The organism is Bacteroides sp. Phil13, from assembly GCF_001940965.1.
Lineage (GTDB): Bacteria > Bacteroidota > Bacteroidia > Bacteroidales > Bacteroidaceae > Bacteroides > Bacteroides intestinalis.
This window is the reverse complement of sequence record NZ_MSHA01000103.1, coordinates 240,391-253,350: the sequence shown is the minus strand read 5'-3', so window position 1 is coordinate 253,350 and position 12,960 is coordinate 240,391. Positions and strand designations below refer to the sequence as shown.

General features: G+C 42.2%; 13 protein-coding genes. 1 reads left to right on the top strand and 12 read right to left on the bottom strand.

What is annotated here, in order from left to right; translation table 11 throughout:
* Window positions 1-31 precede the first annotated feature (31 nt).
* The 8 genes from BWI44_RS21145 to BWI44_RS21110 all read right to left on the bottom strand — a co-directional run bounded on the left by BWI44_RS21145 (window position 32) and on the right by BWI44_RS21110 (window position 6,139).
* The gene (locus BWI44_RS21145; RefSeq protein ID WP_021967750.1) at window positions 32-499 is read right to left on the bottom strand and encodes a nucleoside deaminase; all 468 of its coding nucleotides are present in this window, start codon (window positions 497-499) and stop codon (window positions 32-34) included.
* A gap of 198 nt (window positions 500-697) precedes the next feature.
* Entirely contained in the window at window positions 698-1,573 is an 876-nt protein-coding gene (locus BWI44_RS21140; RefSeq protein ID WP_195209130.1) for a hypothetical protein, read from the bottom strand.
* Between the two features lie 34 nt (window positions 1,574-1,607).
* Window positions 1,608-2,051 carry a DUF6108 family protein gene (locus tag BWI44_RS21135; protein ID WP_044155243.1) on the bottom strand — a complete coding sequence of 148 codons (444 nt, stop codon included), beginning with the start codon at window positions 2,049-2,051 and terminating at the stop codon, window positions 1,608-1,610.
* Window positions 2,052-2,072: 21 nt separating this feature from the next.
* A complete protein-coding gene (locus BWI44_RS21130; RefSeq protein WP_007663902.1) occupies window positions 2,073-2,489 on the bottom strand; it encodes a PG0215 family putative anti-sigma factor in 417 nt (138 codons plus the stop codon).
* Window positions 2,486-3,007, bottom strand: coding sequence for a GFO_1088 family ECF-type sigma factor (locus BWI44_RS21125; RefSeq protein ID WP_007663901.1), 522 nt, complete (start codon window positions 3,005-3,007; stop codon window positions 2,486-2,488). Before BWI44_RS21125 ends, BWI44_RS21130 begins: the two co-directional genes overlap by 4 nt.
* A gap of 99 nt (window positions 3,008-3,106) precedes the next feature.
* The gene (locus BWI44_RS21120) at window positions 3,107-3,664 is read right to left on the bottom strand and encodes an NADH peroxidase (RefSeq protein ID WP_007215010.1); all 558 of its coding nucleotides are present in this window, start codon (window positions 3,662-3,664) and stop codon (window positions 3,107-3,109) included.
* A gap of 52 nt (window positions 3,665-3,716) precedes the next feature.
* Entirely contained in the window at window positions 3,717-4,127 is a 411-nt protein-coding gene (locus BWI44_RS21115; protein ID WP_007663890.1) for a Fur family transcriptional regulator, read from the bottom strand.
* A gap of 125 nt (window positions 4,128-4,252) precedes the next feature.
* Window positions 4,253-6,139, bottom strand: coding sequence for a sensor histidine kinase (locus BWI44_RS21110; RefSeq protein WP_195209131.1), 1,887 nt, complete (start codon window positions 6,137-6,139; stop codon window positions 4,253-4,255).
* Between the two features lie 137 nt (window positions 6,140-6,276).
* On the opposite strand from BWI44_RS21110, the gene BWI44_RS21105 reads away from it, so the two are divergent.
* Window positions 6,277-8,202, top strand: coding sequence for an NAD(+) synthase (locus tag BWI44_RS21105; RefSeq protein ID WP_007663886.1), 1,926 nt, complete (start codon window positions 6,277-6,279; stop codon window positions 8,200-8,202).
* Window positions 8,203-8,411: 209 nt separating this feature from the next.
* Here BWI44_RS21105 and BWI44_RS21100 read toward each other — a convergent pair whose 3' ends face one another.
* From BWI44_RS21100 to BWI44_RS21085, 4 genes are all read right to left on the bottom strand, one after another.
* Window positions 8,412-9,245 carry a transporter substrate-binding domain-containing protein gene (locus BWI44_RS21100; protein ID WP_229036161.1) on the bottom strand — a complete coding sequence of 278 codons (834 nt, stop codon included), beginning with the start codon at window positions 9,243-9,245 and terminating at the stop codon, window positions 8,412-8,414.
* Between the two features lie 12 nt (window positions 9,246-9,257).
* Complete coding sequence (locus tag BWI44_RS21095; RefSeq protein ID WP_195209132.1) at window positions 9,258-11,444, bottom strand: putative porin; 2,187 nt, start codon at window positions 11,442-11,444, stop codon at window positions 9,258-9,260.
* A gap of 187 nt (window positions 11,445-11,631) precedes the next feature.
* Complete coding sequence (locus BWI44_RS21090; RefSeq protein WP_007663883.1) at window positions 11,632-12,174, bottom strand: 2-oxoacid:ferredoxin oxidoreductase subunit gamma family protein; 543 nt, start codon at window positions 12,172-12,174, stop codon at window positions 11,632-11,634.
* Window positions 12,175-12,198: 24 nt separating this feature from the next.
* The gene (locus BWI44_RS21085; RefSeq protein ID WP_007663882.1) at window positions 12,199-12,960 is read right to left on the bottom strand and encodes a thiamine pyrophosphate-dependent enzyme; all 762 of its coding nucleotides are present in this window, start codon (window positions 12,958-12,960) and stop codon (window positions 12,199-12,201) included.

Here is a 12,960-nt window from a genome sequence, read left to right as displayed (position 1 = left end):
AAATGCTTGAATAATAGTGCTTTGCAAGGAATTAATAGGCTATTTTATCTTCCTTATCAGCCCATGCTTCAAAAGCTTTGATGGCTTCGTTGTGTAGCAATACTTCCGAGGGTAGTTTGCGATCGGCAGGTTTTAGAGCGATCTCATCATAAATGAAAGAGTCATCAAAACCTATGTTTTTGGCATCAGTCTTATTGTTTCCGTAATACATTCTCTCCAGTCGTGCCCAGTAAATAGCGCCGAGACACATGGGACAGGGTTCGCAGGAAGTATAAATTTCGCATCCGCTGAGGTTGAAAGTACCCAACTTTGTGGCTGCTGCACGAATAGCACTGACTTCAGCATGTGCCGTAGGGTCACATGAGGCTGTTACGCGGTTCGTTCCGGTAGCTATAATTTCTCCATCTTTGGCAATGACAGCACCAAAAGGGCCGCCACCATTAGCGACATTCTCCGTAGAGAGTTCGATCGCTTTTCTCATTAATTCTTCTTTGGTCATAATGAAATGATTATTTTTAGTGTTACTGACAAAGATAACAATGTTTTTTATATTCTCCAAGATTGTGAACCTGATTACAGGAGACAACTAAAATCATCTCTTGAAATGAAAAAGAACGTCCCCTGAAATGAATTTTTTCATCTCAGGGGACGGATTATTTTATCTCGTGGGACAGATTTTCTTATCTTACGGGACGATTTACCAGTACCAACCTATACCTATAGAAGCCGGGTAGAGTTCCGGGCCTTTGTTCTTTTCAAACAAGGAAGTTAGTGCAAAACGGGCATTGAATCCTAGGCAACCGTAACCGGCTTGCAACAACAGATTCATTCCAAGTGGATGGGTGTTCAGTTTATCGCTCAAAGTGTGTTTTTTATTATCATATTTAGCTCTGGATTTAACCCCCACGCGCCATTCTATTTCCGGACCGGCTGCAATGAAAGCACGGCGGCTGCCAAATTTGGTTTGCCACTCCAGGCTGACAGGTAGGCGGAAAGCCCAATAGCGCAGCCAACTTTTTTGATAATCTACATCGTCGGCTTGTCGGCAAACAGTGATACCATCGATTTTTTCGAAACCATAGTTATCATCTAATTTGTAGACGATGCGTGCAAGTCCGAGAGTCGTAGTTAATCCCCAATGATTGTCTCGTGTAATAGCTACGCCGGTATTGAACAGATTAATTCCCCATTCCCAAGACTTAGAGCCAAGTTGTGGTACTTTGGCAGAATATTGGAACGTGCTGTTTGCCAGTTTGTTGAAACCGAAGTAAATAGCAGGGTAATGCGGATCAAAGCGGTAGTAGCCTTTCTTTTTCTTCACGAAAGGTACGGAAACTGTGGTGGTTCGCTCAATGCTGCGCCCGTCCAGATACACACCTTCAAATACCTGAGTATTTTCTATGGTGTCATTTTCAGCTTTCGATTCATACATTTTTACTTTGATTTTACCGTCACGTTCTTTAATAACCACCTTCCGTCCGTTGAGGTAGAGGGTTGTGTCTTGCGGGATGCTTTCTTGTGCCATGACTGTCATTGAAGTCATGATCAGAAATAAAAAGAGTATTCGTTTCATAAGTTTTATTATTTGTGATTTATAATTTTCAATCTTAGTCTTTGCTGAATATCAGTGTAACAAGGTCATCGCTGTCTATTTCTCCTTCGATATAGATAAGCGTAGCTTCGCCTTTCTTCCCGAGTCGGAACAATATGAATCGATTGGTTTGGTCTTTTACCGGAGGCAGCTGATAGTATCCCGATTGAATGCGTCCATCTGTGACTACCTCTTTGATCTTTTTGGCATATTCCCGATCGGCTTCCAGACAACGGTAAATGTCAGGTAATGCTTTTTCGGCTTTCGACAGCTTTAGGCTTTGGTAATGGGTTATGTCCCATGTTTTGGATAACATCTTCGATAATTCCACATAAGTGGCCCCTTTCTCATTACCGTATTTCTGAAATACGGAAGCTATTTGTAGCCCCTTTTGGGCGTACATACCGGTGCTGAGTAGAAACAGCAGGCAGCATAGCAGGGTACGAATGAGCTTTTTCATAATCATATCTATTGATTTTTATTATTCAAACATCAGGTCAAGTACTTCATCTTCCGTAGTCCGCATATCACGGAAAGCGGCAAGAGCTTGTTCACGTACGAGGTTCTCGTCGGTGTATTGTTTACCGTCGATGATGACATAGTTATCCGGAGTGGCATGAAGATAACGTTGTGTACCTGCAATACCGATAAGTAATAATAGTCCGGCAGCTATTCCCCCGGTCATATAAATGAAGCGTCGACGGAAAGAGAGTTTTTTAGCAGGGATGCTTTCTTTCTGGAATGCTTTTGCTTCTTGATCCAGACAGGCAAACAGGGGACGGTATACTTGTAGGGATTCTGGTATATTCTCTTGTGTGAAGAAACGGCGCAATTCGCGTTCTTCGTCACATGAGGTCTGTCCCTCGAAATAGCGATCTATTAATTCTTCTATCTTCATGCTTGTTTCCTCCTTATTTTTTCTTGTATGGTTTGCATGTAAATTTCCCTCACTTTCTTTCGTGCTCTCGACAGGTTACTTCGGATAGCCTCCGGATTACAACCTGTGATGTCGGCAATTTCTTCTGTTTCGTACTCTTCGATATCCTTCATCCGCATGATGGTGCGCTGCAAGTCGGGCAGTGAATTGATAATCTCATGCATCAGGCGAATTTCGTCTTTTATTTCAAGCAACCGTTCCGGTGTTCCGCTGGGGGTGGCATCTTGCACATATTCCAATGGTACGTTGGTTGTATGTTTAGTACGCCACATATCCATACAGAGATTATGTGTCATGGTCATGGCGAATGCTTCGATACTTCGGTACTGTTCCAGTTCAAGCCTTTTATTCCATAGCTTGAGCAGGACTTCCTGTACGGCATCTTCTGCATCGTCCGGACTTTCGGTCAGCTTCCGCGCATAATTCAATAGTTTATTGCGGAGGGGTAGAACGGATATTTTAAATTGTTTGAGTTCCATTTACATAACTAAGACGAACGGGAAAGGAGAACGTGACATCAAATATAAAAAAAGGGCTGCACTTTCGCACAGCCCTTTAAGGATTGGATTAAATCCACATTATTTCTTGAAGTAACGGTTGTAAAGTCCTTCGAAACCTTTACCGTGGCGAGCTTCATCTTTAGCCATTTCATGAACAGTGTCATGGATAGCATCCAGATTCAAAGCTTTTGCGCGAGTAGCAATACGCTTCTTGTCTTCGCAAGCACCAGATTCGGCATTCATTCTCTTTTCAAGGTTAGTTTTGGTATCCCATACACAGTCGCCCAACAGTTCTGCGAATTTAGAAGCGTGTTCTGCTTCTTCCCAAGCATAACGTTTGAAAGCTTCAGCTACTTCGGGGTAACCTTCGCGGTCAGCCTGACGGCTCATAGCCAAGTACATACCAACTTCTGTACATTCGCCCATGAAGTGATTGTTCAGGTCTTTGATCATTTCGTCATCACAACCTTTAGCTACACCGATTACATGTTCGTCAGCAAAAGAAAGAGGACCATCTTCTGTAGTTTCTACAACTTCTACGAATTTGCTTGCAGGAGCTTTACACAACGGGCATTTCTCAGGAGCGGCATCACCTTCATATACGTAACCGCATACAGTACATCTAAATTTTTTCATTTTCTTTTTGATTTAATTGAATTAGTTATTCGTTTGTTCTTATAATAAAACGTTAGTCTTCTTTACATTGTTTACAGATTCCTTTGTAATAATAGTGGATTTCCTGCACTTCGTGTCCATCCATATTTGTATCTACCACTTGTCTTACAGTGTCATTACACGCCAGATCATAAACTTTACCACAGCGTTTGCACAGGAAATGTGCATGTGGAGTAGTGTCGGCATCATAACATGTGTTACGCTCATCAATGGTCAGCGTCTGTGCAGCTCCTTGCTCGCTCAAAATTTTCAGCGTGTTGTAAACTGTCGTTTTTGAAAGCGTTGGTATAGTAGGAGACAGTGCTGTATAAATCTCGTCTACCGTTGGATGCGTGCGGTGCTCCATAAGATATTTCATGATGGCAATGCGCTGCACCGAAGGTTTGATATTATGCCCTTGCAATCGTTCTACTACTATTTCCATATTTTCTTAATTCAAACTTGTAATAATTACATTTTTATTTCGCTTGCAAAGATAAAGACTTCTTTGAATTTTCCAAAAGATTTCTAATCTTTTTTGTTGTCTTGTTGTTAATAGTAGTTCTATTTTTAATTAATGGGTTGGTAAGGGAGCTCTATCCAGAACTCGGAACCTTTATTCACTTCAGAATGTATTCCGACAGTGGCATTCATCTTTTCTGCTATCATTTGGCAGATAGACAAGCCGAGTCCTGTGCCTTGCTTGAAGTTGTCCAGCTTTACAAAACGCTGAAAAATGGTTTGTTGTTTATCGGGGGAAATACCACAACCTGTATCCCGTACATAGAAACGGATTTTTTCGTTTTTGGGAGGATAATAACCAATGGTAATGCTTCCTTGATTGGTGTATTTGATAGCATTGGAGAAGTAATTTCCAAGTACTTGCATCAGACGGTTCTTTTCAGTATGGATATAGCATTTTTTCATACTGAATTCTGTTACACATTTCACGTTTGCCGGCATCCTGAAACGGAAAGTATCCTCAAGTTTACGGATACAGCTGTTTACGTCTACATCGGTGTAGCAGAAGTCCAGTAAACCGGCTTCTATTCTTGACAAATCGAGGATGTCGTTTATGAGTTGTAATAACAGGTAATTGTTATCTTCTATAATTCTGATGTATTCATGATTTTCCGGTGTGTCTGTTGTCTCAGCAAGAATGCTGGAAAAACCAACAATTGCATTGAGCGGAGTACGTATCTCATGACTCATGTTGGCAAGAAAAGCAGACTTTAACCGGTCGGATTCTTCGGCACGTTCCTTAGCTTGAATGAGTTCCTTTTTATGTCTTTGGGAATGGATATAGTAGAAAATATACAGAGCGATGAGTAGGGCTATGAATAAGCCTGTCATCCAGATATAAGTTTTATATTGTTGGTAGAAAGTAGGAGGCTGAAAGAAATAAACTGCATCTCTCGGATATAAGTTTTCGGGAATTTTACACCACTTCAGATCGGCGAAATTGATATAAGTTTGTGGAATTCCACCATTTTGATAAGGAATGGAAGAGGCGGCTTCGCCTGATAAAATACGCCCGATTAAAGACATTACTGTGTTCGTGAAATCATGGATGGAGATATAATGCCCGCCTACATATAAGTTTTCTTGAAGGTTTAAATCGGCTAATGTGAATACCGGAACTTCCAGGAAGCTGGGAAGTATTTTTTTAAGGTGGTCCGATAGATAATAATTCTTATTGCTTCCATATTGTCGGAGCCAGGAATAATAGATGACCCCGGTCGTTTTTTTGTAGCTGGTAAGTGTGTCCAGTAATTCTTCAGTGCTTATTTGTTCGGAGGATAAAAGCTCCAGTTGCAGATTGGGAAAATCTTTTTGCATCACCTCTTTTATTGCCTGACGAGTAACAACGCTGATATAGCGATCATCGGAAATGAAAGCGATTTGTTTGACTTCCGGTTGAAGTTGCCGGATGAGTTCAAGGGTTTGCTTGATGTAATATGGCTGTTCCAGTACAGTGATATTGTAGTTTTTATTGAATTCCTCAATGGGAATACTGTTTTCTTCTGTGAGAGGAATCTTACTTAATAATGTTTGCAGGTCGGCTGGAACCCTTTTGCGTGAATAACAAAGAATAACAGGAATGTCTTTCCAGGGGCCATCGAAAATAGGTGCGCTGACCAACCATCCCGGGTCGCCAACAATTATGACTGCTTTTGGTGGAGTAGGATATGTCTGTAATATATTAGCTTGAGCTTGTCTGACCTCTTCTTCGCTTTTTAATACCGGGACCGTGAGAAAATAATTGTGTAGTTCTATGTTTTTATTATAGGGAAAACGTTTTTGGATTTCATTCAGAAAACCATGTATCCAAGCTTCTTCGGCATTGACGGAGCTAAGAAATAACACGTATTCTTTTTCTTTAGCAGAAACAGAAAGACATCCGACTAATAATATTAGTGAGAGTAGCCATTTATGGAGTGTACTATGGAGCCTCATGAGTTTTGTATAACGTGCTTTAAAATGTGGCTAAAAGTACAAATAATCCGGGATATACGAAGTGAAAGAAATGATTATTTTGTGTTTGTGGATAAATAACTGTATTTTTGCCGTCAAATTTTATAAATGACATCCTTATGAATTACGGATATGTAAAGGTAGCGGCGGCTGTGCCCCGTGTGAAGGTGGCGGACTGTAAGTTCAATGCCGGAGAAATAGAAAAGGAGATAATCATAGCTGAAGGAAAAGGTGTGCAAATCATAGCCTTTCCGGAACTGTGTGTCACAGGATATACATGCGGCGATTTGTTTGCGCAGCAACTTTTGCTTGAAGAAGCAGAAATGGGGCTGATACATATTATAAGTAATACACGACAACTGGACATAATAGCTATACTGGGTATGCCGATAGCGATGAATGGTGTATTGCTGAATGCAGCAGTCGTAATTCAGAAAGGAAAAGTGCTGGGTGTGGTACCTAAGACTTATCTTCCTAATTACAAGGAATTTTACGAGAAACGCTGGTTTACATCTGCTGTTGATGTAAGTGAGACTAGTGTACGCCTTTGTGGTCAACTGGTTCCCATGGGAGCCAATTTACTGTTTGAGATGGCAGATACGACATTCGGCATTGAAATCTGTGAAGATCTGTGGGCACCTATTCCGCCCAGTTCCTCACTGGCATTGCAAGGTGCGGAGATTCTGTTTAATCTTTCTGCTGATAATGAAGGAATTGGAAAGCATAATTATTTGCGCTCTCTGATTAGTCAGCAATCGGCACGTTGTATTGCCGGTTATGTATTCTGTTCGTGTGGCTTCGGAGAATCCACTACTGACGTAGTGTTTGCCGGAAACGGTTTGATTTATGAAAATGGCAGCTTAATAGAATATAGTAAACGCTTCTCTTTTGAGGGGCAAGTTGTTATCGGTGAGATTGATGTGGAACATTTGCGTATAGAAAGGCGTGTAAACACAACGTTTGCTGCCTGTCGGGCACATTGTGCACCGGAGGAAGCAGTACGTGTTTCTACGGAATATGTGAATAGTAAAGAACTGAACCTGACGCGACGTTTCGATCCGCATCCGTTTGTACCGCAAGGAACTGCATTGAATGAGCGTTGTGAAGAAATATTCTCGATACAGGTTTCCGGCCTGGCACAACGTCTGGTGCATACGCGCGCTAAAAGTGCGGTGGTTGGTATTTCCGGTGGATTGGATTCTACCTTGGCACTGCTGGTATGTGTAAAGACCTTTGATAAATTGGGATGGTCCCGCAAAGACATTATCGGTGTGACGATGCCGGGCTTTGGCACCACTGACCGTACGCATACGAATGCGGTGGATTTAATGAACTCTTTGGGGATTACCGTGCGTGAGGTCAGCATCAAAGAAGCTTGTATTCAGCATTTCAAAGATATAGATCACGACATCAATGTACACGATGTGGTCTATGAAAATGCCCAGGCTCGCGAGCGCACACAGATATTAATGGATATTGCCAACCAGACTTGGGGAATGGTGATAGGTACGGGTGATCTTTCAGAATTAGCGCTGGGATGGGCAACTTATAATGGCGACCATATGTCCATGTATGGTGTGAATGGAAGTGTTCCTAAGACATTGGTCAAGCATTTGGTGAAGTGGGTGGCTGAGAATGATATGGATGCAGCTTCTCGTGCAACGTTACTGGACATTGTCGATACTCCGATAAGTCCGGAACTTATTCCGGCAGATGAAAACGGGAATATCAAACAAATTACGGAAGACTTGGTTGGCCCGTATGAATTGCATGACTTCTTTTTGTACTACTTCCTGCGTTGTGGCTTCCGTCCTTCCAAGATATTTTTCCTTGCAGCGCGTACGTTTAAGGACATGTATGATGAAGAGACCATTAAGAAGTGGTTGCAAGTATTCTTCCGCCGTTTCTTCAATCAGCAATTCAAACGCTCTTGTTTGCCGGATGGACCTAAGGTAGGTAGTATTTCTATCAGTCCACGTGGTGACTGGCGTATGCCGAGTGATGCTTCATCAGAAATGTGGTTGAGGGAAGTGGAGAGTTTGTAACGATGATATAATTTGTTGATTATCAATAAATAGCATTTACATGTAATTTACCCCATAATGTAAAAGCATTTACCGTAGGATGTAACGACCTTTACCGCCTATTGTAACGGCCTTTACATCGGTATGTAACGATCTTTACCTCAGCCTGTAAATGGAGTTACCATGTGGAGTTTTGGTGAACTATAAAGAAGTATACGATAAAGGAGTTATTATCTGCTGGAAGGCTGGTAATATTTACGGTAGATCGATTGAAATTCCTTGCTGTTGCAGAAGGTTTGTAACCATGAATTAAGACTGTCTAATAAAACAGGCGACTGTTTGCTGACTCCCCAAGAATAGAATTGTGTGAAACTGATATCTGTATTGATATCTATTTGCGGAAAACTATCTGAAACGATACGGGCAATACTTTCATCGCATACGGCATAGTCAATGTCACCATGGGCTACAAGAGCTATCAATTGTTCCGAACCGTATTTGTCTATTTCCTTAATATATATGGTATCTCCAATCTCGTTTCCCAGATTATGGATACGCAGGATGGATGGTGATCCTTTCACTACGTGCAAGGTTTTTCCAGCCAAGTCCAATTGACTTTTAACGAATATGGAATCAGTGGGGGAAGTAGCTTTTCTTTGTACGAGAATCTGTTTGTTCAGCACAATCGGAGTCGTGAGTAATAAGGAATCTTTCAATTCACTGGTAGCCAGAATGCCGTAAGCAATGACATCAAACACTCCATCTGCCAGTCCTTCGAGCCGTTTATCGAAACTCATTTCCGGAGTGATAGCAGCTTTCCAGCCATGATCACGTGCAAAAGCTTCTATTAATTCATAGTGAAAACCGGATAAGGTATCTCCATCTACGTAAAAGCTGATGGAATTATACTCCGTAGCAGCGCGGATAGTTTTTTCAGCAGCTATTTCTGCATAATCACGAGGATGTCCATGCTTCTTCTCTTTCTTTAAAAAGAAAGTAGTAATACAAGCAGCTATGATCCCCATTGCTACATATTTCAGAATATTGGCTTTCGATATTTTCATAAGGAAAGAGTTTTAATCGTAGAAGTTCCACGAAACACCAATTCTGAGGAGGCTCGGATTAATGGGGTAATGTGGTACAAGGAAAGAATTACGTGTACCCATACCCTGATTTACGTGAGAATACATAGCGAAGAGGCGTGTACGCTTCAGATGCAGGTTGGCATAGACATTCACTATCGGATAGCCACCGATTTCTACCTGGTCATTTTCCGGTTGCAAATGGAACTGCTGAATGGATGGCGTGTAAGCCGGTGCATTGTATTTGGTAAAGTATCGCACATCAGCACCCAGCTGCACGGTAAGTACCTTTTTAGCTAATTTGGTCAGGAGGTACAAATTAGAATATACTGAAAATTGTGGCAGAGGTAGAACCGTTTCATTACTTGACTTCTGCCAGGTTACTTCATTATCTAAATGGAAAATACCTGCACGGAAATTTTGTTTCAGCGTGGCCGAAAGTATTTGTATGTTGCCGCTATTCTGTTCAGGTACGGCCTTTTGGTTGAGATAGGTGTAATTCTTCACATTTTCTACTCCGGCACGAAGATTAGTTCCCCAACGGTCAATGTTTAGTTCACCCTCTACGCGGGTACGGAATTCTTTCTCCATGTTGTCATTATCCCAAACGTGCAGGTTGGAGTGATAATGGCGCATATAGAAAGAGGGCAATGTGTTTTTTACGAAGCCTCGTACTATCAGGTTTACCGTATCTTTCCAAAGACGGAAATTCAAATCCATATTTCCATTTACGCGGAATTGTCCCATTGCTTTGTCCATAATACCAACTTCGCCGTCTATAGAATAGTGTAGAGTTTTACCTTGTCGTTTAGCCAATTCACCACCCACATAGATTTCTTGTTCGGTGAAACGGTCTACTGTCATAGAGTCTGCATTCATCAGGTCGTAGCGACTGAATTTATGGGATATATAGCCGGTAAGTCCGGCTTTAGCATATCGATTGAAACCTTCCAGCAAGGCTATGCCAAAGACATTCTTTACGCTAAATGCTGTGGTAGAGTCACGACTGACTCCTTGTTTGTTATAATAAGCGTTTTCGTCTGGTGTAGACACAGATTGATATTTGTGACGCGCCCGTTCTATCTTGAAGGTATGAATGAAACTTGTGACCGGAACAAATTCTTCGACAAAGTTAGTATCTTCCGGAAGAGCATGGTTGCTATTGAGACTGTCCAAACTGAGATTATCTCCTATTGCGAGATTATTAGCCGGGAGGCTGTCGGTAGCTAAGCTGTCGGCAGGTGCAATACTGGAAGCAATAGATGTCGTTGGTGCTGCAGGGGAAAAACGCTGTTGGACACTGTTATTCTGGGCTTCTTCTTTCAATACTCTTCGTTTGAAACCTAATCGGTAACGTTGCGTAAGGTAGACATAGAAATCTTTATTACGGTTTGAGGTCTGTTCCATCTTCACAGGAATGGTGGTGGAACTATATTCTTTCTTACCTTCTGCCATTGTATCAGGCCGGGTGATGTAACCGTCATTTGCTATACCACCGTTTTCGTTCATTTTCATGAAGAAGTTGTTATAAACTGCCTGTATTTGATAGCGTTCACCAATGTAACTTCCGAATAAGCCGGCATTGAAATGTGAAGTGGATTGATTGGCATAATAACCACGTCCGTATAAATAATCAAAATTAAAGCCGAATGCTAACCGTTTGTTTACATTGACAGAGAAATAAGACTTAAACCGTTCTTCACCATTAATCTTATTACCGGCTTTATAGTAAGTCAGATTGGTATAGGGTACATTACTATTAGTGAAAAACACTTGATCGGGACGAACAAAGAAACTAGAGTATGGTGCCATGAAGAGGGTCGGTTCATCGTCTTGGCGATTAAAGAAAATACGGGAGAGACGAGGTGAACCCAGATTACCCAGGAAGTTATATTCTCCAGTCATACCGCCTACCAGATTCGTATTTTGGAAATTCAGAGCAAGCGTATCTGCAGGAACAATGGTCCGGTTTCCTAAAGTTTCGCTTAATTGCCACATATAAAGCTTAGGCGGAATGCTTTGAACATCAGTGCCGGTATCCAGACTGTCCGGCTGTGTTGATGGGTCGACCTGGTTTCCATAGCGGTCACGGTTGTCCAGCGTATTGAATGGCTGCTGTGCCTGTACTGCCAGCAATCCCAATACGAATAGAAGTATGTATGTTAGTAGAATTCGTCTCATAATTAGGCGCAAAGATACAATAAAAAATTATTCGCTTGCGGAATTCAGCCTTTTTTGCCTATTTTTACAAACATACCGTCTTATAAGCGAATCTAATTGTGAGGAGTCTTATGTCTTTGATTGTATAAAATAAGCCCTTGCAAAAAATGATTGCAAGGGCTGACTTTTATTATAAGGGTCAATGGAATTATACCTCTTTAATCAATTCCATACCTTTTTTAATCGCTTCTTCGTTCATCGGTATCAAGTGATGATGGCGTTCGGGCAAGGTCTTCTTCAAGCCTCTGAGTACACTATCCAGTGTAACCATCGGTTTCAATTTCAGCAATCCCCCCAGTACGATCATGTTGAATGCTTTGGCATTATTCATTTCATTGGCTGCATCCATTGCGTCGATACGATACACTTTGATATCCTTACGCGTCGGCGGGTTGATGATACCATATCCGTCGTAAATCAGGATACCGCCCGTCTTTACCTTACTTTCGAATTTCTCCAGTGAGGGCTGGTTCAGAATGATGGCAGCATCGTACTTGCTCAGGATAGGAGAGGAGATTTTCTCATCGCTTACGATCACCGTAACGTTAGCTGTACCGCCACGTTGTTCCGGTCCGTAAGCGGGCATCCAGCTCACTTCCTTATTTTCCATCAGTCCCGAGTATGCCAAAATCTTTCCCATGGACAATACACCTTGTCCACCGAAGCCTGCTATAATGATTTCTTCTTTCATTGTTCTTAGTCTTTTAGCATGTGATTATTTATCTTTCAAGTCACCCAGCGGATAGAACGGGAACATGTGCTCTTCCATCCATTTGTTAGATTGCGCAGGTGTCTGTTTCCAGCCGGAGTTACAAGTAGAAACGATTTCTACCAGGTTGGAGCCTTTGCCTGCCAGGGAGTTCTCAAATGCTTTGCGGATGGCTTTCTTTGCTTTGCGGATAGCACCGACTGTTTGTACACTTTGGCGGGTAACGTAAGCGGTTCCTTCCAGTTGTGCGGCGATATCTGCCATTTTCAGCGGATAACCGTGCAAATGAACATCACGTCCGTAAGGGCTGGTAGAAGTCTTCATGCCGACTAGGGTAGTAGGAGCCATCTGTCCCCCTGTCATACCATAAATGGCGTTGTTGATGAAGATTATGGTGATGTTCTCACCGCGGTTCAGTGCATGGATTGTTTCTGCCGTACCGATACATGCCAGGTCACCGTCTCCCTGGTAAGTGAATACCAGTCTGTCCGGCCACAGGCGCTTGATAGCAGTGGCAAGAGCGGGTGCACGTCCGTGTGCAGCTTCCTGCCAGTCAATATCCAGATAGTTATAGATGAACACGGCACATCCCACGGGGGAGATACCTACTGCTTTGTCTTCCATGCCCATTTCTTCGATTACTTCGGCTATCAGCTTGTGTACCACACCGTGGCTGCATCCCGGACAGTAGTGCATGGGATTATCGTTCATCAGAGTCGGTTTTTTATAAACCAGATTCTCAGGCTTGATAATATCTTCTTTTGTCAT